Raw genomic sequence first — 24,269 nt, 5'->3', positions numbered from 1 at the left:
ATGACAGACTATTATGTAATTGGAGATGTTCATGGAAAAGCTGGGATGCTGGAAGACCTTCTCAAAACATGGGACGGCCAGACCCAGTTGCTCTTTCTAGGGGACTTGATTGACCGTGGTGAAGATAGTCGCCGTGTTCTAGAAATGGTTAAGGACTTAGTGGACAATCAAGGGGCTATCTGTCTATCAGGAAACCACGAGTATATGTTTTTGACTTGGCTCGATAACCCAGAAGAAAGCTATGACCACTATCGTCGCAATGGTGGAGATACAACCATTAACTCTATCCTAGGTCGACCCTTGGATGCACCGGTTGATGGAGTAGAAGATGCCAAGCGTGTTGCTACTGAAGCAGCAGACTTGGTCGAATTTATTCGTCAAATGCCGTTTGTGGTAGAGACAGACAAGTATATCTTTGTTCACGCAGGTATTGATTTGACCTTGGATGACTGGCATGAAACTACAGATTATAAAAAAGTTTGGCTTAGAAAACCATTCCACGAAGCAGAAAATCATACTGGAAAAATCATTGTCTTTGGCCATACACCGGTATATGGTTTGTTAAAGCAAGAGCGTGGTACAGCTGATCTTTGGACTACAGAAGATGGCAAGATTGGGATGGACGGAGGAGCTGTTTATGGTGGTGTCCTTCATGGGATTGTCTTTACAGACCAAGGAATGACAGAACACCACTTTATCGAAAATGACGGCTTTGTTGCTGAAGATTAGTACTCCTGGCAGGGTATGGTCTTGTCAAAATGTCAAAAACAATTTATAATAAATAGATACCCTGAAAGGAAGAGAATCATGAACTTAGAAGAATTGAAAAAACGACAGGAGAAGATCCGTAACTTCTCTATTATCGCCCATATTGACCACGGGAAATCAACTCTAGCAGACCGCATTTTGGAAAAGACAGAGACAGTATCCAGTCGTGAAATGCAAGCTCAACTTTTGGACAGTATGGATCTAGAGCGAGAACGTGGGATTACTATTAAGTTGAATGCCATTGAGCTGAATTATACTGCAAAAGATGGGGAAACTTATATTTTCCACTTGATTGACACGCCGGGGCACGTAGACTTCACCTATGAAGTTTCACGTTCGCTCGCTGCCTGTGAGGGAGCGATTTTGGTGGTCGATGCTGCTCAAGGGATTGAGGCTCAAACCCTTGCCAATGTTTATCTGGCCTTGGACAATGATTTGGAAATCATGCCAGTCATTAACAAAATTGACCTACCGGCTGCAGATCCAGAGCGCGTGCGTACAGAGATTGAAGATGTGATTGGTTTGGATGCCAGTGAAGCAGTTTTGGCTTCTGCCAAGGCTGGTATTGGGATTGAAGAAATCCTCGAGCAAATCGTAGAAAAAGTACCAGCACCAACAGGTGATGTGACGGCGCCACTTAAGGCCTTGATTTTCGACTCTGTTTACGATGCCTACCGTGGGGTTATTCTCCAAGTGCGTGTCATGGACGGGGTGGTTAAACCTGGTGATAAGATTCAGCTCATGAGTAATGGCAAGACCTTTGATGTGACCGAAGTCGGTATTTTTACACCCAAAGCAGTTGGTCGTGATTTTCTTGCGACTGGGGACGTTGGTTACATTGCGGCTTCTATCAAGACGGTTCAGGACACTCGTGTGGGTGATACAGTTACCTTGGCAACTAATCCTGCATCAGAGCCATTACATGGCTACAAGCAGATGAATCCTATGGTCTTTGCGGGTCTCTACCCAATTGAGTCAAACAAGTACAATGATCTTCGTGAAGCCCTTGAAAAATTGCAACTGAATGATGCTAGTCTCCAATTTGAACCAGAAACATCACAGGCACTTGGATTTGGTTTCCGTTGTGGCTTTCTTGGACTTCTCCATATGGATGTTATCCAAGAACGTTTGGAACGTGAGTTTAACATCGACCTCATCATGACAGCTCCGTCTGTTATTTACAAAGTTAATTTGACCGACGGTGAGTCTATGGATGTGTCGAACCCATCTGAGTTTCCAGACCCAACTAAGATTGCGACCATTGAAGAGCCTTATGTCAAGGCGCAAATCATGGTACCACAGGAGTTTGTCGGAGCAGTGATGGAGCTAGCTCAGCGCAAGCGTGGGGACTTTGTGACTATGGACTATATTGATGATAATCGGGTTAATGTTATCTATCAAATTCCTCTTGCTGAAATTGTCTTTGACTTCTTTGATAAACTTAAGTCTTCGACACGTGGTTATGCAAGCTTTGACTACGAATTGTCAGAATATCGCCCATCTAAGCTGGTCAAAATGGATATTCTTCTCAATGGAGACAAGGTGGATGCCCTCAGCTTTATCGTTCACAAGGATTTTGCCTACGAACGAGGAAAACTCATCGTTGATAAGCTCAAGAAAATCATCCCTCGTCAACAATTTGAAGTACCAATCCAAGCAGCTATTGGACACAAGATTGTCGCTCGTACTGATATCAAGGCCCTTCGTAAGAACGTACTTGCTAAATGTTATGGTGGTGACGTTTCTCGTAAGCGTAAACTGCTTGAAAAACAAAAAGCTGGTAAAAAACGCATGAAAGCTATCGGATCAGTAGAAGTTCCACAAGAAGCCTTCCTCAGCGTCTTGAGTATGGATGAAGAATAATGATTCTATATAAAACTCTTGAAATACATTCAAGAGTTTTATATTTTTAGTTAAAAATTGTAACTTAACTCCATTTATGGTAGAGTAAAATACGGAGGTTATATGGAATACTAAAAGTTATTATGACTAGGAAAATTTTAAATAAAATTGATAAAGAACTGAGGCAGAAAATGAATTAGAATAATGATTCTATTTTACCGCTTGGATCTATAATTGTTAGTAAAGAAGGGGCGATTCCTTTAACTTATGATGAAAGTATTAGAAGAAAAACAAATTAAAACTGAAAAGTTATATGGTTTTACTCGATATTTATTAATTGAAATAAATAATGGTTACGGGTTACTGGATTGTGAATCTACGACTTGTTTTGGTTATTTTTATAAAATTTATAAGATTGATTTTGATTTATTTTATAAGATAAAAAAGCAATCTGAGGATAAGCGAGAAGATATAACAAAAAATATAAAATTAGGTAGATTTTTCATGCTACCGATAATGATAGTGATTTTTTTCATTCTTTTAATAGAATTTATTGGCTTTAATAAATTTAATCTTGTTTTATCTCATAGCTTTACGTATTTTATCTTTTCTGCATTACCTGTTATATTATCAGTATTATTTCGCTTGGGCTATTCTTATAAGCAAAAACTGATGATTAATAAAATTTTTATATTAGAAAATTCTCGTCATTACCATGTAGTTGAAAAGTTTAGTAATTTTAAATTAAAAAATTGGCTTCTCCTAATTATAAATGTGGTTATTGCCAGTTCTTTACTTATTTATATTTATGTATATGGTAATTTAATTGTTATGTTTTTTACGACGATATATCTATATTTATTAACTTTTAGTAAGAATATACGATTGAATCAAGCAAATACAATGAATATTAAAATATTTGTTGAAAAAGGATATTCGGAAAGTGATTCAATGTTATTATAGAATTCAATAATTGGATAAATAGATACTCGATACGACTTAGTCAGTTTTCATAATCAAGAGTATATTCTATATTATCAAATCCAATGTTTGAACTAAAATTGGAAAAAATTCTTATATTTTATTTGTTTTTATTAAAAATTGTAAATTAACTCCATTTATGGTAGAGTAACATATGGAGGTTATTATGAAAAAAATTTTACTTTTAGCATCTATTTTGCTTACAAGTGTCACGTTAGTGGCATGTTCAAATCAAGCTCAAACTCAAGGAAATTCAAGTAAAACAACTAGCTCTTCAACTAGTCAAGATTCAACTAGTTCAAGCTCTCTTCGTAGCACACAGAATTCAGAAGAAAGTCAAGTGATTGGTTCTGATGAGTATGGGTTCGTTAAAGTACCAAAGTCTTGGATTAAGTTCAATGAAGTACAGGGAGGCAATGATATTCAATATTCAGACGGTACGGATGTCAATATTGTCACTTTGAATACTTTTAAAGCAGAACAATTTGGTATTTCTGATAATGAATTTCAAAAACTTGAAACAGTTCGTATTTCTGATGGTATTTTTACTTCAAAAGAAAGTAATCCAGAATTCACTAAAGTATGGGGTTCTAAGTCAACTATTGGAGGTTATGAAGCCTATGTAGTTAACGCAATTTCTAAGTCTGGAAAATACATCATTACATGGATTTTTAAATCTAGTGATGGTAAGTTCAGATATGTTGCTTTAGAAGGGACTCCAGAAACATTAAAAAATCTACTTCCCATGATTGAAGAGAGTTGGACAATTCAAAAATAATTATTAAAGCAGGATTGGTATCCTGTTTTTTTGTTTAAGTCATTAAAAACCGATTTAAATGTTTGTTTTAAATGTTTGTTTTGCTTATAAAGATAAAAAATAAACAAAATAATCAAAAAAAGGACAAAAAACAACAAAAAATATTGACAACGATTTCATATAGTGTTATACTTATAGCATAAAGTTAATGGAAAGAAGGGAAAACCTTATGGGATTAGATCATTTCTTTGACAAAAACCTTGTGTTTTGCTTAGAAGCGGATAATCAAGAACATCTCTTTGATCAGGTCGCAACTTTATTGGAAGAACGAGAAATCGTGACTCCGACCTATCGTGAAGCCCTGATCACGCGTGAAAAGTCATTTCCAACTGGCTTAGATATGGAATTTTTGGGTAAGGATTTGCCGAATGTGGCTATTCCTCACACAGATATTGTTCATAATCTTGCCGAAAAAGTTGTGGTAGTTCGATTAGAAAAACCAGTGACTTTCCACAATATGATTGCGCCAGATAAGGAAGTAGAAGTATCCTTGCTCTTCTTTATCATTAATAACTCAAGTTCAAGTCAAACGAACATTCTTGCTCAGTTGATGGACTTCTTTACTGGAAATGGTCATCTTGAAGACCTATCAAAAATTTCTGAACCAGAAGCCATCTATGCTTATATTGCTGAAGCAATTGCTTAATCTTGTCTATTAAAAATATTAAATCGGAGGAAATCCATATGATTAAAATTCTTGCTGCCTGCGGTGCAGGTGTTAACTCAAGCCACCAAATTAAAAGTGCTCTTGAAGAAGAACTTTCAAACCGCGGTTTCGATGTTCACTGTGATGCGGTAATGGTCAAAGACGTTAATGAAGACCTTATCAAAGGTTATGACATCTTCACACCAATTGCTGCGACAGATCTTGGTTTTGACCCAGGTATTCCAGTTATCGAAGCTGGACCAATCTTATTCCGTATCCCAGCAATGAGTGCTCCAGTATTTGACAATATTGAAGCAGCTATCAAAGAACACGGATTAAGCTAATTTTAATTTGTTAACATTCATATAACTATAAAAAGGGAGGAACTATTATGGATGTCATTATCGAACTAGCCAATAAGCTGTTCAAACCTATCTTGGATATGGGTGGACCAATCATCATGCTGATCATTTTGACAGTATTGGCTCTACTTTTTGGAGTGAAATTCTCCAAAGCGCTTGAAGGTGGTATCAAACTTGCCATCGCTCTTACAGGTATCGGTGCCATCATCGGTATGTTAAATGGTGCTTTCTCAGCATCACTTGCAAAATTCGTTGAAAACACTGGTATTCAATTGAACATCACCGACGTTGGTTGGGCACCACTTGCTACAATCACTTGGGGATCTGCTTGGACACTTTACTTCTTGCTCATCATGTTGATTGTCAACGTAGTGATGCTTGCTATGAAGAAAACTGACACACTTGACGTTGATATCTTCGATATCTGGCACTTGTCTATCACAGGTCTTTTGATTAAATGGTATGCAGACAACAATGGAGTTAGCCAAGGAGTTTCACTCTTCATCGCGACTGCAGCAGTTGTTCTTGTTGGGGTTCTTAAAATCATCAACTCTGACTTGATGAAACCAACATTTGACGATCTTCTTAATGCACCAAGTTCATCACCAATGACTTCAACTCACATGAACTACATGATGAACCCAGTTATCATGGTTTTGGATAAGATTTTTGAAAAATTCTTCCCAGGTCTTGATAAATATGACTTTGACGCTGCAAAATTGAACAAGAAAATCGGTTTCTGGGGATCTAAATTCTTCATCGGTTTCATCCTTGGTATCGTAATCGGTTTGATGGGTACTCCACATCCGGTTGAAGGACTTAAAGATGCAGCAAACTGGCAAGAAGTTATCAAAGGTTGGTTGTCTCTTGGTTTGACAGCCGGTGTAGCTTTGGAACTCTTCTCACTTATCGGTTCATGGTTCATTGCTGCCGTAGAACCACTTTCACAAGGTATTACAAACGTTGCTACTAAACGTTTGGAAGGACGTAAGTTTAACATCGGTCTAGACTGGCCATTCATCGCTGGTCGTGCTGAAATCTGGGCTTGTGCAAACGTACTTGCACCAATTATGTTGATTGAAGCTGTGCTTCTTTCAAACGTCGGAAATGGTATCTTGCCACTTGCAGGTATCATCGCTATGGGTGTTACTCCAGCTCTCTTGGTTGTAACACGTGGTAAATTGCTCCGTATGATTATCTTCGGAACACTCTTGTTGCCACTCTTCCTTCTTTCAGGTACACTTATCGCGCCATTTGCAACAGAACTTGCTAAAGGTGTAGGTGCCTTCCCAGAAGGTGTGAGCCAAACTCAATTGATCACTCACTCAACTCTTGAAGGACCAATCGAAAAACTTCTTGGTTGGACAATTGGTAACACTACAACTGGTGATATCAAAGCAATCCTTGGTGCTGTAGTCTTCCTTGTATTCTATATCGGTATCTTTGCATGGTACAGAAAACAAATGATCAAACGTAACGAAGAGTACGCAGCAAAAGCAAAATAATGCGCTCCTATAAAATGTAAATTGTTGAAACTAGGTTGTCATACCATTAGGAGTGACAGCCTAGTTTTTTATAAACTATCAAGAAATCGGAGAAAATAATGGTAATTGAATTAAAATCAGAACAATTAAGAGTTCAATTTAACAGTTTTGGTGGGACTCTTTCTTCTATAAAAGATGCTGAGGGACTTGAATATTTGTGGCAAGGAGATGCTACTTATTGGAGTGGACAAGCTCCTGTTCTCTTTCCTATTTGTGGTTCATTGAGAGAGGATACAGCACTTTATATAGATGAGAAGGGGCAAGAAAGCAAAGGAAAGATTCCTCGTCATGGTTTGGTTCGCAAGAAAGAATTTGAATTAGTTGAACAGACCGATAATAGTGTAACTTTTGCAATTGAAGACGATGAGAATAGCTATCAAAACTATCCTTATCATTTCCGCCTAGAAATCACTTATATCCTTACAGGAAAGACAGTACGGACTCAATACAAAATTTTCAATAAAGAAACTAGCAAGGTCATGCCTTACTTTATTGGTGGGCATCCAGGATTTAATTGTCCTCTACTGGATGATGAGGTCTATGAAGATTACTACTTAGAGTTTGAGAAAGAAGAGACTTGCTCTGTTCCACGTCCTTTCCCAGAAACTGGGATGCTTGATTTCCAAGATAGAAGTCCATGGCTAGAAGGTCAAAAAGAATTAGACCTCAGCTATGATCTTTTCAGTACAGATGCAGTCACCTTAGATGAATTGCAATCTAGAACAATTGCCCTTCGTTCTCGTAAACATGATAAGGGATTGAAAGTGCACTTTGAAGAGTTTCCAAACCTTATTATTTGGTCAACTTTGAATAAGGGACCTTTCATTGCTTTTGAACCTTGGTCTGGCTTGTCAACATCACTTGAAGAAGGAGATTATCTAGAAGATAAGAAGAATGTTCGTCTCCTAGAACCTGGTCAAGTGGATCAAATTGGTTTCGATATCGAAATTTTTTAAATTAAAAAATAAAACACAAAAACAAACATTAACTGTTGACTTTTTTCAGAAATAGGAGTATATTATGTTTGTAAGCAACAAATGATGTTTGTAACAAACAAATAATCACTTGTTATATTCTCTTTCATGGAGAAATATTATTTCTAGGAAACTGGTTTCCTAAACTTGAATAAGGTGTCATTCATCTCATTCAATCCAATTTGTCAATAAACTGCTAGAAAGCTTTTTGTAGGTAAACTGCTAACTATAAAAGTCTTTACTAGCCTAGAAAAATAAAAAGGAGTATACAATATGTCTATTGTTATCGGTGCAGATGCTGCAGGTTTGAGATTGAAAGAAGTTGTGAAAGACTTCTTGGAAAAAGAAAACTTCCACGTTGTGGATGTTACAGCTGAAGGTCAAGACTTTGTTGATGTGACTCTTGCTGTTGCTGCAGAAGTAAATAAAGAAGAACAAAACCTTGGTATCGTGATTGATGCTTATGGAGCTGGTCCATTTATGGTTGCAACTAAGATCAAAGGAATGGTTGCTGCAGAGGTATCTGACGAACGTTCAGCTTATATGACTCGTGGTCACAACAATTCACGTATGATCACTATGGGTGCACAACTTGTTGGTGATGAATTGGCTAAAAACATCGCTAAAGGATTTGTTAACGGTAAATACGATGGTGGACGTCACCAAATTCGTGTCGATATGTTGAACAAAATGTGCTAATACTCTTCAAAAATCAAGATAATCTGTTGTCAGCTCACTTTAGCTAACCTCAGTTATGCTTGCAGCTCGCTTCCTAAGCTAATCTTGATTTTTCTTGAGTAGGGATAAATGATATTAGATTTACATAATTAATCGGAGGGAATAACTAATGAGAATTGCAATTGGATGTGACCACATCGTAACAGATGAAAAAATGGCGGTTTCAGAATTTTTGAAATCAAAAGGATATGAAGTCATTGACTTTGGTACATATGACCATACACGTACTCACTACCCAATCTTTGGTAAAAAAGTTGGTGAAGCTGTAACTAGCGGTCAAGCTGATCTTGGGGTATGTATCTGTGGTACTGGTGTTGGTATCAACAACGCTGTAAATAAAGTTCCAGGTGTTCGTTCTGCCTTGGTTCGTGATATGACAACAGCTCTTTATGCTAAAGAGCAATTGAACGCTAACGTTATCGGTTTTGGTGGTAAGATTACTGGTGAATTGCTCATGTGCGATATCATCGAAGCTTTCATCCATGCTGAATACAAACCATCTGAAGAAAACAAGAAATTGATTGCGAAAATTGAACACGTTGAAAGTCACAATGCTCAACAAACAGACGCAAACTTCTTCACTGAATTCCTTGAAAAATGGGATCGCGGAGAATACCACGACTAAGAGGTGACCTATGATTTTAACAGTCACAATGAACCCATCCATTGATATTTCCTATCCCTTGGATGAGTTGAAGATTGATACTGTCAATCGTGTGGTGGATGTAACCAAAACGGCTGGTGGTAAGGGACTCAATGTTACCCGAGTACTTTCAGAATTTGGGGATTCTGTTCTTGCTACTGGTTTAGTGGGTGGCAAACTTGGTGAGTTTTTGGTTGAAAATATCGATGATCAAGTAAAGAAAGATTTCTTCTCAATTCAGGGAGAAACTCGGAACTGTATCGCTATTCTCCACGGAGACAATCAAACAGAAGTTCTTGAAAAAGGTCCTGTTGTATTGGATCAGGAAGGTCAAGACTTTTTGGTACATTTCAAAAATCTCCTGGATTCAGTTGAAGTAGTCGCTATTTCAGGTAGTCTCCCAGCTGGTCTTCCAGTTGATTACTATGCGAGCTTGGTAGAACTTGCTAATCAAGCTGGTAAACCTGTTGTCTTGGACTGCTCTGGTGCAGCACTTCAGGAGGTTCTTGAATCACCACATAAACCAACAGTCATCAAACCAAATAATGAGGAATTGTCTCAACTTCTAGGTAGAGAAGTTTCTGAGGATTTGGATGAATTAAAAGAAGTCCTTCAAGAACCTTTGTTTGCAGGTATTGAATGGATTATCGTTTCACTTGGTGCCAACGGTGCCTTTGCCAAACATGGTGATACTTTCTATAAGGTAGATATTCCTAGAATTCAGGTGGTAAATCCTGTCGGATCTGGAGATTCTACTGTAGCAGGAATTTCTTCAGGACTTCTTCATAAAGAATCGGATGCAGAATTACTCATCAAGGCAAATGTCCTTGGTATGCTCAATGCTCAAGAAAAAATGACTGGTCATGTCAACATGGCCAACTATCAAGCTCTATATGATCAATTAATAGTAAAAGAGGTATAAAATGGCTTTAACAGAACAAAAACGTGCACGCTTAGAAAAACTTTCTGATGAAAATGGAATCATCTCAGCTCTTGCATTTGACCAACGTGGTGCTTTGAAACGCCTCATGGCTCAACACCAAACAGAAGAACCAACTGTGGCTCAAATGGAAGAACTTAAAGTTTTGGTAGCAGATGAATTGACTAAATACGCTTCATCAATGCTTCTTGACCCTGAGTATGGACTTCCAGCGACTAAAGCTCTTGATGAAAAAGCTGGTCTTCTCCTTGCTTATGAAAAAACAGGTTATGATACAACAAGCACAAAACGCTTGCCAGACTGCTTGGATGTTTGGTCTGCAAAACGTATTAAAGAAGAAGGTGCAGATGCAGTTAAATTCTTGCTTTACTATGATGTAGATAGCTCAGATGAACTCAACCAAGAAAAACAAGCTTACATCGAACGTATTGGTTCTGAGTGTGTGGCTGAAGATATCCCATTCTTCCTTGAAATCCTAGCTTACGATGAAAAAATTGCTGACGCTGGTTCTGTAGAATATGCGAAAGTAAAACCACACAAAGTTATCGGTGCTATGAAAGTCTTCTCAGACCCACGCTTTAACATTGATGTCTTGAAAGTTGAAGTTCCTGTTAACATTAAATATGTTGAAGGCTTCGCTGAAGGTGAAGTAGTTTATACACGTGAAGAAGCAGCAGCCTTCTTCAAAGCCCAAGATGAAGCAACTAACTTGCCATACATCTACTTGAGTGCTGGTGTATCAGCTAAACTCTTCCAAGATACTCTTGTATTTGCCCATGAATCAGGTGCAAACTTTAACGGAGTTCTTTGTGGCCGTGCTACATGGGCTGGATCAGTTGAAGCATACATCAAAGATGGTGAAGCAGCAGCTCGCGAATGGCTTCGCACAACTGGTTTTGAAAACATTGACGAACTCAACAAAGTTCTTCAAACAACAGCGACTTCATGGAAAGAACGCGTGTAAGTAAGTCCTCCTAGGTTAGGAACATGAATCTAAAAAAATTTAAAAAAAGTTGTATGTAAAGGTTTACAAAATAACTTACTTGTGCTATACTTAAATCACAAGTTAATACAAGGTGAGTGTTACTAAGTAATATTAGGCATGATCACAGGTGAATTAGAAATCGGCTGATTTTCTAGTTCATTTGTGGTCATTTTTTGTACTCATATACCTTTAAGATATAAAAGGAGGTTGACATGTATCGAATTCTAAATCCAATAAATCATAATGTTTCGCTTGTCAGGAATGATAAGGGAGAAGAAGTGATTGTAATTGGTAAGGGGATTGCATTTGGGAAGAGGAAGGGAGATTTGATTACTGAACATCAGGTTGAGAAAATCTTTCGGATGAAGACCGAAGAGTCAAGAGAAAACTTTATGGCTCTCCTAAAAGATGTTCCGCTTGATTTTATCACAGTGACCTATGAAATCATTGATAAGCTATCAAAGAAATATCATTATCCGATTCAAGAGTATCTCTACGTAACCTTGACAGATCATATTTACTGTTCTTACCAAGCTCTAGCACAAGGAAGGTACAAGGATAGTAATCTGCCAGATATTTCCACTAAGTATCCTGTCGCTTTTCAAATCGCAAATGAAGCATTTGAAATTTACCGCCAGAAGCTAGCAGATCATTTTCCTGAGGACGAGATTATTCGGATTGCTTATCATTTCATTAATGCCGAAGGTGAAAATGAAGTAGAACTTGTGGAGTCGATTGATAAGAGGAAAGAAATTCTCAGGAATGTTGAAGAAGTTTTAACGGACTATGCAATTCAACGAACTAAAGAGAATAACCATTTCTATGATCGCTTTATGATTCATTTGAATTATTTCTTGGATTATTTAGACAGATCTAGAGATGATAACCAATCACTTCTGGATATGGAAGATCATATTAAACAATCCTATCCAAAAGCGTTCGAGATTGGTTCCAAGATCTATGATGTGATTACGCAACATACGGGTCTTGATTTGTATAAAAGTGAACGAGTTTATCTAGTTCTACATATCCAACGTTTATTGTCATAAAAATTTAATTAAAAATACATAAGGAGAATTCTATCATGAATAGAGAAGAAGTAACATTGTTAGGTTTTGAAATCGTAGCCTATGCTGGCGATGCTCGTTCAAAATTATTGGAAGCCTTGAAGGCTGCTGAAGCTGGTGATTTTGCGAAAGCGGACACTTTGGTAGAGGAAGCTGGTAGCTGTATTGCAGAGGCTCACCACGCGCAAACAAGTCTATTAACTAAGGAAGCTTCTGGTGAGGACTTAGCGTATAGTGTGACCATGATGCACGGTCAAGATCACTTGATGACAACCATCTTGTTAAAAGATTTGATGCACCATTTAATTGAACTCTACAAGAGAGGAGTTAAGTAATGAATAAATTAATTGCATTTATCGAGAAAGGAAAGCCTTTCTTTGAGAAACTATCTCGTAATATCTATCTTCGTGCTATTCGTGATGGTTTCATTGCAGGTATGCCTGTTATTCTCTTCTCAAGTATCTTTATCTTGATTGCCTTTGTACCAAACTCATGGGGCTTTAAATGGTCTGATGAAGTTGTAGCTTTTCTGATGAAACCTTACAGCTATTCTATGGGTATTCTGGCTCTCTTGGTAGCTGGTACAACAGCTAAGTCATTGACCGACTCAGTAAACCGTAGCATGGAGAAGACCAATCAAATCAACTATATGTCAACATTGTTGGCAGCAATTGTTGGTTTGTTGATGTTGGCAGCTGATCCTATCGAAAATGGTCTAGCTACTGGATTCTTGGGGACAAAAGGTTTGCTTTCAGCCTTCCTTGCTGCCTTTGTTACCGTAGCCATCTATAAGGTTTGTGTTAAGAACAACGTCACTATTCGTATGCCTGACGAAGTTCCACCAAATATCTCACAAGTCTTTAAAGATGTGATTCCATTCACTCTATCAGTTGTTTCTCTTTATGCTCTTGATTTACTAGCTCGTCATTTTGTTGGTGCTAGTGTAGCAGAATCAATCGGTAAATTCTTTGCACCACTCTTCTCTGCTGCTGATGGCTATCTTGGTATTACCATTATCTTTGGTGCCTTTGCCTTCTTCTGGTTTGTTGGTATCCATGGTCCATCTATCGTTGAACCAGCAATCGCAGCTATTACCTATGCAAATGCCGAAGTCAACTTGAACCTTCTTCAACAAGGTATGCACGCTGACAAGATTCTTACTTCTGGTACACAAATGTTTATCGTTACCATGGGTGGTACAGGTGCGACACTGGTTGTTCCATTCATGTTCATGTGGTTAACAAAATCAAAACGTAACCGCGCAATCGGACGTGCTTCAGTAGTTCCAACTTTCTTTGGTGTAAATGAACCAATCTTGTTTGGTGCACCGCTTGTATTGAACCCGATCTTCTTCATTCCATTTATCTTTGCTCCAATCGCAAACGTTTGGATCTTCAAATTCTTTATTGAAACACTTGGAATGAACTCATTTACTGCTAATCTACCATGGACAACTCCAGCTCCACTAGGTCTAGTTCTTGGTACGAACTTCCAAGTTCTATCATTCATTCTTGCTGCCCTTCTAATCGTGGTTGACGTAGTCATTTACTATCCATTCCTTAAAGTCTATGATGAACAAATTCTTGAAGAAGAACGTTCAGGTAAGTCTAATGATGAATTGAAAGAAAAAGTTGCTGCGAACTTCAACACTGCAAAAGCAGATGCTATTCTTGAGAAAGCTGGTGTAGAAGCAGCACAAAATACAATCACTGAAGAAACAAATGTCCTCGTTCTCTGTGCAGGTGGAGGGACAAGTGGACTTCTTGCGAATGCTTTGAATAAGGCAGCTGCAGAATACAATGTTCCTGTGAAAGCAGCAGCAGGTGGCTATGGTGCTCACCGTGAAATGTTGCCAGAGTTTGATCTTGTTATCCTTGCTCCTCAAGTTGCTTCAAACTTTGAAGATATGAAAGCAGAAACAGATAAACTCGGTATTAAACTTGCGAAAACAGAAGGCGCTCAATACATCAAATTAACTCGTGATGGAAAAGGTGCTCTTGCATTTGTACAAGCGCAATTCGATTAACGATAGGGACTGTGAAACAGTCTCCTCTCGTTACGGAAATCGCTATGGCGAATTTCCTAATCGCCTTATTAATTCGTCGGTAAAAAGACATCGTTTTTACCTCCTCATGTCACAATTTGGTGACTTGGTACAAGAAGTGAGATGGAGAAGGATGGCTCACTGACTCCTCTCCTCTCACTTTTACTTTATTTAAAACAAGAAATAGGTGAAAAGTATGACAAAAACATTACCAAAAGACTTTATTTTCGGTGGCGCAACAGCTGCCTATCAAGCAGAAGGTGCTACACATACTGATGGAAAAGGACCAGTTGCGTGGGATAAATATCTTGAAGATAATTACTGGTACACTGCAGAACCAGCCAGTTACTTTTACAATCGATATCCAGTTGACCTCAAGCTAGCAGAAGAGTATGGTGTTAATGGTATTCGAATTTCTATTGCTTGGTCACGTATTTTCCCGACTGGTTACGGTCAAGTAAATGCTAAAGGTGTTGAGTTTTATCATAATCTATTTGCAGAGTGTCACAAACGTCACGTTGAGCCCTTTGTAACTCTTCATCACTTTGACACACCAGAAGCTCTCCACTCAAATGGCGACTTCTTAAACCGTGAAAATATCGAACACTTTGTAGATTACGCTGCCTTCTGTTTTGAAGAATTTCCAGAAGTAAACTATTGGACAACATTCAATGAAATTGGACCAATCGGTGATGGTCAATACTTGGTTGGGAAATTCCCTCCAGGTATTCAGTACGACCTTGCCAAAGTTTTCCAATCGCACCACAATATGATGGTTTCTCATGCGCGTGCGGTAAAATTGTACAAAGATAAAGGCTATAAAGGCGAAATCGGTGTCGTGCACGCTCTCCCAACCAAGTATCCTTTGGATCCTAAAAATCCAGCAGATGTTCGTGCAGCAGAGTTGGAAGATATTATTCACAATAAATTTATCTTGGATGCAACTTATCTAGGTCGCTATTCAGCTGAAACGATGGAAGGTGTCAACCATATCTTATCAGTCAATGGTGGTAGCTTGGATCTTCGTGAAGAAGATTTCACAGCATTAGAAGCCGTAAAAGACTTGAATGACTTCCTAGGAATTAACTACTATATGAGTGACTGGATGGAAGCCTTTGATGGAGAAACTGAAATCATCCATAATGGTAAGGGTGAAAAAGGAAGCTCTAAATACCAAATCAAAGGTGTTGGTCGTCGTGTAGCTCTGGATTATGTGCCACGTACAGACTGGGATTGGATTATCTACCCTCAAGGTTTGTATGACCAAATCATGCGCGTGAAGAAAGATTATCCGAACTACAAGAAGATTTACATCACTGAAAATGGACTTGGTTATAAAGATGAGTTCGTCGATAACACTGTTTACGATGATGGCCGTATTGATTACGTGAAACAACACTTGGAAGTATTATCTGATGCTATTGCAGATGGAGCGAATGTAAAAGGTTACTTCATTTGGTCATTAATGGATGTCTTCTCATGGTCAAATGGATATGAGAAACGTTACGGTCTCTTTTATGTAGACTTTGAAACTCAAGAACGTTACCCTAAGAAATCAGCTCACTGGTACAAGAAAGTAGCGGAAACTCAAGTGATTGAGTAGTAGAATGAGTAATTAGATATAGAATTCTAGTGAGGCAAAAAGATGTTCAAAGATTTTATCCAATCAATTTATGAAAAAGTTTATATTATCAATTTTGATAAATGTTCTCAAATACCTTGTTTAACTAATGAGGAGCTGAAAAATCTTGGGAAATGGTATGTCTCTACCGGTAAAGAATGGATTTGCCATTCAGATTATGAGCTGGAAGAATTTAAAAATCTATTTTTAAATTTTATCAGTCCTGAAGAATGGGATAATATCTCCTTTGATTCAGATTTTATGCCGTTTCAACAATCATAAAGAATCTAGGAAACTCTTTGTAAAAATCTTCATCAAAAAATGCGTCATATCAAGATTCTTATTTTCTTGATATGACGCATTTTATATTTTATCAATCCTCAGTTTTATGGTTTAGAAAGAATAATTTTTGTTTGTTTTGAAAGTTGTTCGAAGGTTTCTTTGCTCAGTTTAGAATCTGAAACGATGGTATCAATATCAGAGATATTGTAGAAGGTATAAAAATCAAATTTATTGAACTTACTATTGTCAGCTAGTAAGTATTTTTTATTGGAATTGTTGAGGGCGATGCGTTGGGATTCACCTTCCTCTTCGCTGAAGGTCGCAATCGCATTGTCCTGAATACCATTACAGCTAACGAAAGCTTTAGAAAATTGAAGATTGGCCAAGTTTTGCAAGGTTAGTGTTCCTACAAAGGCTCCAGTGATAGATCGATAGTTTCCACCAATTAAAATCAAATCTGTTAGTTTTCGTTCGTTTAGGATGAGAAAAACTGGTAAACTGTTTGTTACAACACGAATATTATCGATTGGTAGTTCACGGGCAAAAGATTCCAATGTTGTTCCTGGACCAATAAAAATGGTCTCTCCTTCATCGATTAAATGGCCTGCAAAACGGCTGATTTCTTGTTTTTCTGCGATTTGTAAGCTTTGTTTTTCAATGTTGGAACGTTCATTATTTAAAATAGAACCTGTGCGAATTTTTTCAGCTCCCCCGTGCACTCGAACAAGTAGATCCTTGTCTGCTAACTCTTGTAAGTAGCGTCTAGCAGTCATATCTGATACATCCAAGCGAGTCATGATTTCTTTTACAGTAATAGTTCCCTTTGTATTTACCGTTTCTAGAATATTATCTAGTTTTTCCTGCTTTAACATCGTTATCACCTCTATTTCTATTACTATTTTATCATAAAGTATTCAATCAATCAATTTAAAAAACAAAAGAAAACAAAAACAAAAACATCATGGTTGTTTTAAACAAACTATGATGTTTTTATCACTTATAAAATAGATGACTTAGTCTAAACCGTAGTTGTAGTCATCGTCTTGCATAGCTTCAACTTCACCAAGAAGGTAACCATTTCCGACTTGAGAGAAGAAGTCGTGGTTGGAAGTTCCTGTTGAAATACCGTTCATGACGATTGGGTTGACATCATCAGCTGAATCTGGGAAGAGTGGATCTTGTCCCAGGTTCATGAGTGCTTTGTTAGCATTGTAGCGAAGGAAGGTTTTGACTTCTTCCGTCCAACCAACACCGTCATAAAGACTCTCTGTATAACCTTCTTCATTCTCGTAAAGAGTGTAGAGCAGGTCGTACATCCATTCTTTTAGTTTTTCTTGCTCTTCTTCAGGTAATTCATTAAAACCAAGTTGGAATTTGTAACCAATGTAGGTTCCGTGAACAGACTCATCACGAATGATCAATTTGATAATTTCAGCGACGTTGGCCAGTTTGTTGTTACCGAGATAGTAGAGGGGCGTAAAGAAACCAGAGTAGAAGAGGAAGGTTTCAAGGAAAACGCTGGCAACTTTCTTTTCAAGTGGGCTACCGTTTAGGTAGATTTCGTTGACAATCTCAGCCTTCTTTTGTAGGTAAGGATTGGTATTGGTCCATTCGAAAATTTCTTCAATCTCAGCCTTAGTATTCAAGGTAGAAAAGATTGATGAGTAAGATTTTGCGTGGACAGATTCCATAAATTGGATGTTATTGAAAACAGCTTCCTCATGTGGTGTACGGATGTCTGCTCGAAGGGCTTGAACCCCAGTTTCAGATTGCATAGTGTCGAGAAGGGTTAAACCACCAAAGACTTTTCCTACCAAGTCTTTTTCTACATTTGATAGCTTTCTCCAGTCATCCAAGTCATTTGACAAGGGAATACGTGTATCGAGCCAGAATTGCTCCGTCAGCTTTTCCCAAGTTGATTTGTCGATGACATCTTCGATGGCATTCCAGTTAATGGCTTTGTAGTAAGTTTCCATTTGAAATCTCTTTCTGTGTTTAGTATTGCGAACTCACAATTATCTTTATTTTATCATAATCCTAGAGTAGTTTCGCACAAAAAGTCGGAAGCCCGACTTTTTTGTTTTTCCATAGTATAGATGCTTATTCCAGTTTAGTTTAGCAGGGTGAATGAATCACTTATCTGAGAAAATGTAGTTTTCTCAAGCAAAGATTAAATCACACAGCTTTCACATTGGTTAGCACCGACTTCTCCACCATCATCTGTAAAGGTACGGACGTAGTAGATAGACTTGATACCCTTGTTAAAGGCATAGTTACGAAGGATTGACAAGTCACGTGTCGTTTGTTTATTTTCCTTCTTCCATTCGTAAAGTCCTTTTGGAATGTCGCTACGCATGAAGAGTGTGAGTGAAAGTCCTTGGTCCACGTGCTCAGTTGCAGCAGCATAGACATCAATCACTTTACGCATATCCATGTCGTAAGCAGAAGTGTAGTAAGGAATGGTTTCTGTTGACAAGCCAGCAGCAGGATAGTAGATTTTACCGATTTTCTTTTCTTGTCGTTCTTCGATACGTTGCGTAATCGGGTGGATAGAAGCAGAAACGTCGTTGATGTAACTGATAGAACCATTTGGAGCTACAGCAAGGCGGTTTTGGTGGTAAAGACCATCTGCTTGAACCTTGTCGCGAAGTTCAGCCCAGTCAGTGGCACTAGGGATAAAGACATCTTTGAAGAGTTCTTTAACACGGTCTGATTTTGGAACAAATTCGCCAGTTACATACTTGTCGAAGTAGCTTCCGTTAGCATAGTCTGATTTTTCAAAGTTGTGGAAGGTGATACCACGTTCACGAGCGATATTGTTTGACTCAACCAAAGTCCAGTAGTTCATAAGCATGAAGTAGATGCTTGTAAATTCAACAGACTCAGGGGATCCATATTCAATAAGTTGTTGGGCAAGGTAGCTGTGAAGTCCCATGGCTCCAAGACCAAAGGTGTGGGCTTGGCTATTTCCATGGTCGATAGTAGGAACAGCTACGATGTGCGAACTATCTGTAACGAAAGTAAGGGCACGAACCATAGCACGGATAGAACGACCAAAGTCAGGTGAAGTCATCATGTTAACCACGTTGGTTGAACCAAGGTTACATGAAACGTCCGTTCCCATTTGCAGGAATTCTTGAGCATCGTTGATCAAGCTTGGTTCTTGAACTTGAAGAATCTCAGAACACAAGTTACTCATGATAATCTTACCATCAACAGGATTTGCACGGTTAGCCGTGTCGATGTTGACTACATAAGGGTAGCCAGATTCTTGTTGCAATTTAGAGATTTCAGTTTCCAAATCACGCGCCTTGATTTTTGTCTTGCGGATATTTGGATTCGCGACTAGCTCATCGTATTTTTCAGTGATGTCGATGTAGTTAAATGGCACACCGTATTCAAGCTCTACAGAGTATGGGCTGAAGAGGTACATTTCTTCATTTTTACGAGCTAATTCGTAGAATTTATCGGGCACCACAACACCAAGTGAAAGGGTCTTAACACGAACTTTTTCATCGGCGTTTTCTTTCTTAGTTGAAAGGAAGGCGATAATATCTGGGTGGAAGACGTTGAGGTAGACAACACCAGCACCTTGACGTTGACCCAATTGGTTAGAGTAAGAGAAGCTATCTTCGAAAAGTTTCATAACTGGAACGACGCCAGAAGCAGCTCCTTCATAGCCTTTAATAGGTGCGCCAGCTTCACGAAGGTTGCTGAGGGTAATTCCCACACCACCACCAATACGTGAAAGTTGAAGAGCTGAGTTGATAGAACGTCCGATAGAGTTCATATCATCAGTTACTTGGATCAGGAAACATGATACCAATTCACCACGACGAGCACGTCCAGCATTCAAGAAGGAAGGAGTAGCAGGTTGGTAGCGTTGGTGGATGATTTCATTGGCAATATCGATGGCAACAGCTTCATTGCCATCGGCGAAATAAAGGGCGTTAAAGAAGACACGGTCTTCCATGCTTTCAAGATAATATTCACCGTCATTAGTCTTTAAGGCATATTGATTGTAAAACTTATAGGCAGCCATGAAAGACTTGAATTGGAAGTTTTGTTCTTTAATAAATTGAGCTAATTCTTCCAAAAATTCTGGACGGTATTTCTTGATAAAGGCTGTTTCGATGTAGTTGTGTTCAATGAGGTAGTTGATTTTATCCTTGATTGAATCAAAAACCATAGTGTTTGGAACTACATTTTCTTTAAAGAAGGCATCCAAGGCTTCCTTATCTTTATGAAGCATGATTTGTCCATTGACAGGACGGTTGATTTCGTTATTGAGACGGAAGTAAGTCACGTCCTCAAGATGTTTTAATCCCATAAAATTTCCCTTATCTAATTACAAAAGAAAGGCTTCTAAGTTAGCCCTAGAAGCAGTTTCTTCTGGATGATGTACTAAGATTATGCTAATTGTTTCAATTTTCCTGGTTGGAAACCTGAAAAGACTTCAGTTGGTGTTTGGATAACAGGAGCTGCGCTGAAACCGAGCTCTTTAACTTGATCGATATACTCAGGTTGCTCATCAAGATTGATTTCACGATAAGCGACATTATTACTGTCCAAGAAACGTTTGGTCATCTTACATTGGACACAGTTGTTTTTAGAATAAACGGTTACCATTGTGTAACTCCTCTTTCAAAATAGATTACTTTCTTAGTATATCAGAAAATAAATTTTTGTCAATGATTTGAAACTAAATATAGTGGTCTATTTTTCTGCTCAAGCTCACAAAACACAATATGTAGTGTTTGTTTTGTGAGATAGTGATAATTATCCTATAAGTTGTTTTTTGAAAAACTATATCCTGTGTTTTGTTATCTAGAATAGAAGATTTTCAGCAAGTTATCTGAAAGGAAATCGAATAAATCCCATAAAATGCTTGAAAAAAATCCTAGAAGATGATATAATACCAAATTGTAAGGGTTATCACATATAACTCAAAAAAGAAAGAACAAAAGGAGAGTCAAACTATGGCTTCTAAAGATTTCCACGTAGTGGCAGAAACAGGTATTCACGCACGTCCAGCAACATTGTTGGTACAAACTGCAAGCAAATTTGCTTCAGATATCACTCTTGAGTACAAAGGTAAATCAGTTAACCTTAAATCAATCATGGGTGTTATGAGTCTTGGTGTTGGCCAAGGTGCTGACGTAACTATCTCAGCTGAAGGTGCAGATGCAGATGACGCTATCGCTGCAATCTCAGAAACAATGGAAAAAGAAGGATTGGCATAAGGAAAATGACAGAAATGCTTAAAGGAATCGCAGCATCTGATGGTGTTGCAGTTGCAAAAGCATATCTACTCGTTCAACCGGATTTGTCATTCGAGACTGTTTCAGTCGAAGATACAAACGCAGAAGAGGCTCGTTTGGATGTAGCTCTTGAAGCTTCTCAAAACGAGCTTTCTCTTATCCGTGAGAAAGCTGTAGGTACGCTTGGTGAAGAAGCGGCTCAAGTTTTTGACGCTCATTTGATGGTTCTTGCTGACCCAGAATTAATTGGTCAGATTAAAGAAACAATCCGTGCTAAGAAAGTCAATGCTGAAGCAGGTCTTAAAGAAGTGACTGACATGTTCATCACTATCTTTGAAGGCATGGAAGACAACCCATACATGCAAGAACGTGCAGCGGATATCCGCGACGTGACAAAACGTGTATTGGCAAATCTTCTTGGTAAGAAATTGCCAAATCCAGCTTCTATCAATGAAGAAGTAATCGTGATTGCACATGACTTGACACCATCTGATACAGCTCAATTGGACAAAAATTTTGTAAAAGCTTTTGTAACAAATATCGGTGGACGTACAAGCCACTCAGCTATCATGGCGCGTACACTTGAAATTGCAGCTGTATTGGGAACAAATAACATCACTGAAGTAGTGAAAGACGGTGATATCCTTGCCGTTAACGGAATTACTGGTGAAGTGATTATCAACCCAACAGATGAACAAGCGGCAGAATTTAAAGCAGCTGGTGAAGCTTATGCTAAACAAAAAGCTGAATGGGCACTTTTGAAAGATGCTCAAACAGTGACTGCTGACGGTAAACACTTCGAGTTGGCTGCTAACATCGGTACTCCAAAAGACGTTGAAGGTGTTAACAACAACGGTGCAGAAGCTGTTGGACTTTACCGTACAGAGTTCTTGTACATGGATTCTCAAGACTTCCCAACTGAAGATGAGCAGTATGAAGCATACAAGGCTGTTCTTGAGGGAATGAATGGTAAACCAGTGGTTGTTCGTACAATGGATATCGGTGGAGATAAGGAACTTCCTTACTTCGATATGCCACATGAGATGAACCCATTCCTTGGATTCCGTGCCCTTCGTATCTCTATTTCTGAAACTGGAGATGCAATGTTCCGTACACAAATCCGTGCCCTTCTTCGTGCTTCTGTTCATGGTCAATTGCGTATCATGTTCCCAATGGTTGCCCTTTTGAAAGAATTCCGTGCAGCTAAAGCAGTTTATGAAGAAGAAAAAGCAAACCTTCTTGCTGAAGGTGTTGCAGTTGCGGATGATATCCAAGTTGGTATCATGATTGAAATCCCTGCAGCAGCTATGCTTGCAGACCAATTTGCAAAAGAAGTAGACTTCATGTCAATTGGTACAAACGACTTGATCCAATACTCAATGGCAGCGGACCGTATGAACGAGCAAGTTTCATACCTTTACCAACCATATAACCCATCAATCCTTCGCTTGATTAACAACGTTATCAAGGCAGCTCACGCTGAAGGTAAATGGGCTGGTATGTGTGGTGAGATGGCTGGTGACCAAAAAGCTGTTCCACTTCTTGTCGGAATGGGCTTGGATGAATTCTCTATGTCAGCAACATCTGTACTTCGTACACGTAGCTTGATGAAGAAATTGGATACTGCTAAGATGGAAGAGTACGCTAACCGTGCCCTTACAGAGTGTTCAACAATGGAAGAAGTTCTTGAACTTCAAAAAGAATACGTTAATTTTGATTAGTAGAAAGTCCTTGCAACTAAGTTGCAAGGTTTTTCTATAGTTTAAAATCATAAAATCTATTAACTAGTTCATAAAATGCTTGACAATAAAAAAAATCGGAGTAGAATATTAACTAGTTAAATAACTAGTTAAGGAGTTTTTATGAAGAAACAAAATTTGTTTTTAGTGTTGTTAAGTGTCTTTCTTTTGTGTTTAGCTGCTTGTGGCCAAAAGGAAAGCCAGTCAGGTAAAGGGATGAAAATTGTGACCAGTTTTTATCCTATTTATGCCATGGTCAAGGAAGTATCTGGTGACTTGAATGATGTTCGAATGATTCAGTCAAGTAGCGGAATTCACTCCTTTGAACCTTCGGCAAATGATATTGCAGCTATCTATGATGCAGATGTATTTGTTTACCATTCTCATACGCTCGAATCTTGGGCAGGAAGTCTGGATCCAAATCTAAAAAAATCCAAAGTGAAGGTTTTAGAGGCTTCTGAAGGAATGACTTTAGATCGTGTTCCTGGTCTAGAAGATGTGGAAGCAGGTGATGGAGTTGATGAAAAAACGCTCTATGACCCTCATACTTGGCTAGATCCTGAAAAAGCTGGCGAAGAAGCTCAGATTATTGCTGATAAACTTTCAGAGGTGGATAGTGAACATAAAGAAACTTATCAAAAAAATGCGCAAGCCTTTATCAAAAAAGCTCAAGAATTGACTAAGAAATTCCAGCCTAAATTTGAAAAAGCGACTCAGAAAACCTTTGTAACCCAACATACGGCCTTTTCTTATCTAGCGAAGAGATTTGGACTTAATCAACTTGGTATTGCAGGCATCTCTCCAGAACAAGAACCAAGTCCAAGACAACTAACAGAAATTCAGGAATTTGTTAAAACCTATAAGGTTAAGACGATTTTTACAGAAAGTAATGCTTCTTCGAAAGTAGCTGAAACTCTTGTCAAATCAACAGGTGTGGGTCTTAAAACTCTGAATCCTTTAGAAGCAGACCCACAAAACGATAAGACTTATCTAGAAAACCTAGAAGACAATATGA

The 24,269-nt window shown here is 38.4% G+C and carries 24 protein-coding genes; 20 read left to right on the top strand and 4 right to left on the bottom strand.

The genetic code is table 11. The annotated features are described in order from the left end of the window. The 17 genes from HMPREF2613_RS04395 to HMPREF2613_RS04315 all read left to right on the top strand — a co-directional run bounded on the left by HMPREF2613_RS04395 (nt 1) and on the right by HMPREF2613_RS04315 (nt 16,254). Entirely contained in the window at nt 1-729 is a 729-nt protein-coding gene (locus tag HMPREF2613_RS04395) for a metallophosphoesterase family protein (protein WP_061590461.1), read from the top strand. Between the two features lie 78 nt (nt 730-807). Next, on the top strand, nt 808-2,631 hold the full coding sequence (gene lepA, locus HMPREF2613_RS04390) for a translation elongation factor 4 (RefSeq protein WP_070479254.1): 1,824 nt from the start codon (nt 808-810) through the stop codon (nt 2,629-2,631). A 246-nt stretch (nt 2,632-2,877) separates the two neighbouring features. Further along, a complete protein-coding gene (locus HMPREF2613_RS04385; protein ID WP_070479251.1) occupies nt 2,878-3,573 on the top strand; it encodes a hypothetical protein in 696 nt (231 codons plus the stop codon). A 184-nt stretch (nt 3,574-3,757) separates the two neighbouring features. Next, nucleotides 3,758-4,369 carry a hypothetical protein gene (locus HMPREF2613_RS04380; RefSeq protein ID WP_070479249.1) on the top strand — a complete coding sequence of 204 codons (612 nt, stop codon included), beginning with the start codon at nt 3,758-3,760 and terminating at the stop codon, nt 4,367-4,369. Nucleotides 4,370-4,577: 208 nt separating this feature from the next. Next, complete coding sequence (locus HMPREF2613_RS04375) at nt 4,578-5,054, top strand: PTS sugar transporter subunit IIA (protein ID WP_004260657.1); 477 nt, start codon at nt 4,578-4,580, stop codon at nt 5,052-5,054. Nucleotides 5,055-5,092: 38 nt separating this feature from the next. Next, nucleotides 5,093-5,398: a PTS sugar transporter subunit IIB gene (locus HMPREF2613_RS04370; RefSeq protein ID WP_000590547.1), complete on the top strand. Its 306-nt coding sequence runs from the start codon at nt 5,093-5,095 to the stop codon at nt 5,396-5,398. Between the two features lie 47 nt (nt 5,399-5,445). Further along, nucleotides 5,446-6,921 carry a PTS galactitol transporter subunit IIC gene (locus HMPREF2613_RS04365; RefSeq protein WP_070479246.1) on the top strand — a complete coding sequence of 492 codons (1,476 nt, stop codon included), beginning with the start codon at nt 5,446-5,448 and terminating at the stop codon, nt 6,919-6,921. A 98-nt stretch (nt 6,922-7,019) separates the two neighbouring features. Further along, the gene (locus tag HMPREF2613_RS10930; protein ID WP_083279208.1) at nt 7,020-7,916 is read left to right on the top strand and encodes an aldose 1-epimerase family protein; all 897 of its coding nucleotides are present in this window, start codon (nt 7,020-7,022) and stop codon (nt 7,914-7,916) included. A 291-nt stretch (nt 7,917-8,207) separates the two neighbouring features. Next, complete coding sequence (gene lacA, locus HMPREF2613_RS04355) at nt 8,208-8,633, top strand: galactose-6-phosphate isomerase subunit LacA (protein ID WP_000029277.1); 426 nt, start codon at nt 8,208-8,210, stop codon at nt 8,631-8,633. A gap of 148 nt (nt 8,634-8,781) precedes the next feature. Beyond that, a complete protein-coding gene (gene lacB, locus HMPREF2613_RS04350; protein WP_001216913.1) occupies nt 8,782-9,297 on the top strand; it encodes a galactose-6-phosphate isomerase subunit LacB in 516 nt (171 codons plus the stop codon). Between the two features lie 10 nt (nt 9,298-9,307). Continuing rightward, nucleotides 9,308-10,237 carry a tagatose-6-phosphate kinase gene (locus HMPREF2613_RS04345; protein ID WP_070479244.1) on the top strand — a complete coding sequence of 310 codons (930 nt, stop codon included), beginning with the start codon at nt 9,308-9,310 and terminating at the stop codon, nt 10,235-10,237. A 1-nt stretch (nt 10,238) separates the two neighbouring features. Next, nucleotides 10,239-11,219 (top strand): tagatose-bisphosphate aldolase, encoded by a 981-nt coding sequence (lacD, locus tag HMPREF2613_RS04340; RefSeq protein ID WP_001229114.1) that lies wholly within the window; start codon nt 10,239-10,241, stop codon nt 11,217-11,219. Between the two features lie 233 nt (nt 11,220-11,452). Further along, the gene (locus HMPREF2613_RS04335; protein WP_049491608.1) at nt 11,453-12,289 is read left to right on the top strand and encodes a PRD domain-containing protein; all 837 of its coding nucleotides are present in this window, start codon (nt 11,453-11,455) and stop codon (nt 12,287-12,289) included. A 35-nt stretch (nt 12,290-12,324) separates the two neighbouring features. Continuing rightward, entirely contained in the window at nt 12,325-12,642 is a 318-nt protein-coding gene (locus tag HMPREF2613_RS04330) for a PTS lactose/cellobiose transporter subunit IIA (protein ID WP_001078329.1), read from the top strand. Continuing rightward, nucleotides 12,642-14,333, top strand: coding sequence for a lactose-specific PTS transporter subunit EIIC (locus HMPREF2613_RS04325; protein ID WP_001037324.1), 1,692 nt, complete (start codon nt 12,642-12,644; stop codon nt 14,331-14,333). Before HMPREF2613_RS04330 ends, HMPREF2613_RS04325 begins: the two co-directional genes overlap by 1 nt. A 214-nt stretch (nt 14,334-14,547) precedes the next feature. Then, nucleotides 14,548-15,954, top strand: coding sequence for a 6-phospho-beta-galactosidase (gene lacG, locus HMPREF2613_RS04320; RefSeq protein ID WP_070479241.1), 1,407 nt, complete (start codon nt 14,548-14,550; stop codon nt 15,952-15,954). Nucleotides 15,955-15,996: 42 nt separating this feature from the next. Continuing rightward, the gene (locus tag HMPREF2613_RS04315; RefSeq protein ID WP_061590457.1) at nt 15,997-16,254 is read left to right on the top strand and encodes a DUF3884 family protein; all 258 of its coding nucleotides are present in this window, start codon (nt 15,997-15,999) and stop codon (nt 16,252-16,254) included. 104 nt (nt 16,255-16,358) lie between these two features. On the opposite strand, the gene HMPREF2613_RS04310 is transcribed toward HMPREF2613_RS04315, so the two are convergent. The 4 genes from HMPREF2613_RS04310 to nrdH form a co-directional block, all read right to left on the bottom strand. Further along, entirely contained in the window at nt 16,359-17,126 is a 768-nt protein-coding gene (locus tag HMPREF2613_RS04310) for a DeoR/GlpR family DNA-binding transcription regulator (RefSeq protein WP_000917575.1), read from the bottom strand. A gap of 141 nt (nt 17,127-17,267) precedes the next feature. Next, complete coding sequence (gene nrdF, locus HMPREF2613_RS04305) at nt 17,268-18,230, bottom strand: class 1b ribonucleoside-diphosphate reductase subunit beta (protein ID WP_000451386.1); 963 nt, start codon at nt 18,228-18,230, stop codon at nt 17,268-17,270. A gap of 194 nt (nt 18,231-18,424) precedes the next feature. Next, entirely contained in the window at nt 18,425-20,584 is a 2,160-nt protein-coding gene (nrdE, locus tag HMPREF2613_RS04300; protein WP_070479239.1) for a class 1b ribonucleoside-diphosphate reductase subunit alpha, read from the bottom strand. A gap of 80 nt (nt 20,585-20,664) precedes the next feature. Continuing rightward, on the bottom strand, nt 20,665-20,883 hold the full coding sequence (gene nrdH / locus HMPREF2613_RS04295) for a glutaredoxin-like protein NrdH (protein ID WP_000259240.1): 219 nt from the start codon (nt 20,881-20,883) through the stop codon (nt 20,665-20,667). A 350-nt stretch (nt 20,884-21,233) separates the two neighbouring features. Between nrdH and HMPREF2613_RS04290 the strand changes: the two genes are divergently transcribed. From HMPREF2613_RS04290 to adcAII, 3 genes are all read left to right on the top strand, one after another. After that, complete coding sequence (locus HMPREF2613_RS04290) at nt 21,234-21,497, top strand: phosphocarrier protein HPr (protein WP_000146947.1); 264 nt, start codon at nt 21,234-21,236, stop codon at nt 21,495-21,497. A 5-nt stretch (nt 21,498-21,502) separates the two neighbouring features. Then, a complete protein-coding gene (ptsP, locus tag HMPREF2613_RS04285; protein ID WP_004241506.1) occupies nt 21,503-23,236 on the top strand; it encodes a phosphoenolpyruvate--protein phosphotransferase in 1,734 nt (577 codons plus the stop codon). Nucleotides 23,237-23,377: 141 nt separating this feature from the next. Beyond that, nucleotides 23,378-24,269 (top strand): zinc-binding lipoprotein AdcAII (adcAII, locus tag HMPREF2613_RS04280; RefSeq protein WP_070479236.1); only part of this gene is annotated, 892 nt, incomplete at its 3' end.

Source organism: Streptococcus sp. HMSC070B10, assembly GCF_001808665.1.
In the GTDB taxonomy this organism is placed as follows: domain Bacteria; phylum Bacillota; class Bacilli; order Lactobacillales; family Streptococcaceae; genus Streptococcus.
The sequence above is the reverse complement of the archived record's forward strand: the minus strand, read 5'-3'. Positions and strand labels throughout refer to the sequence as shown.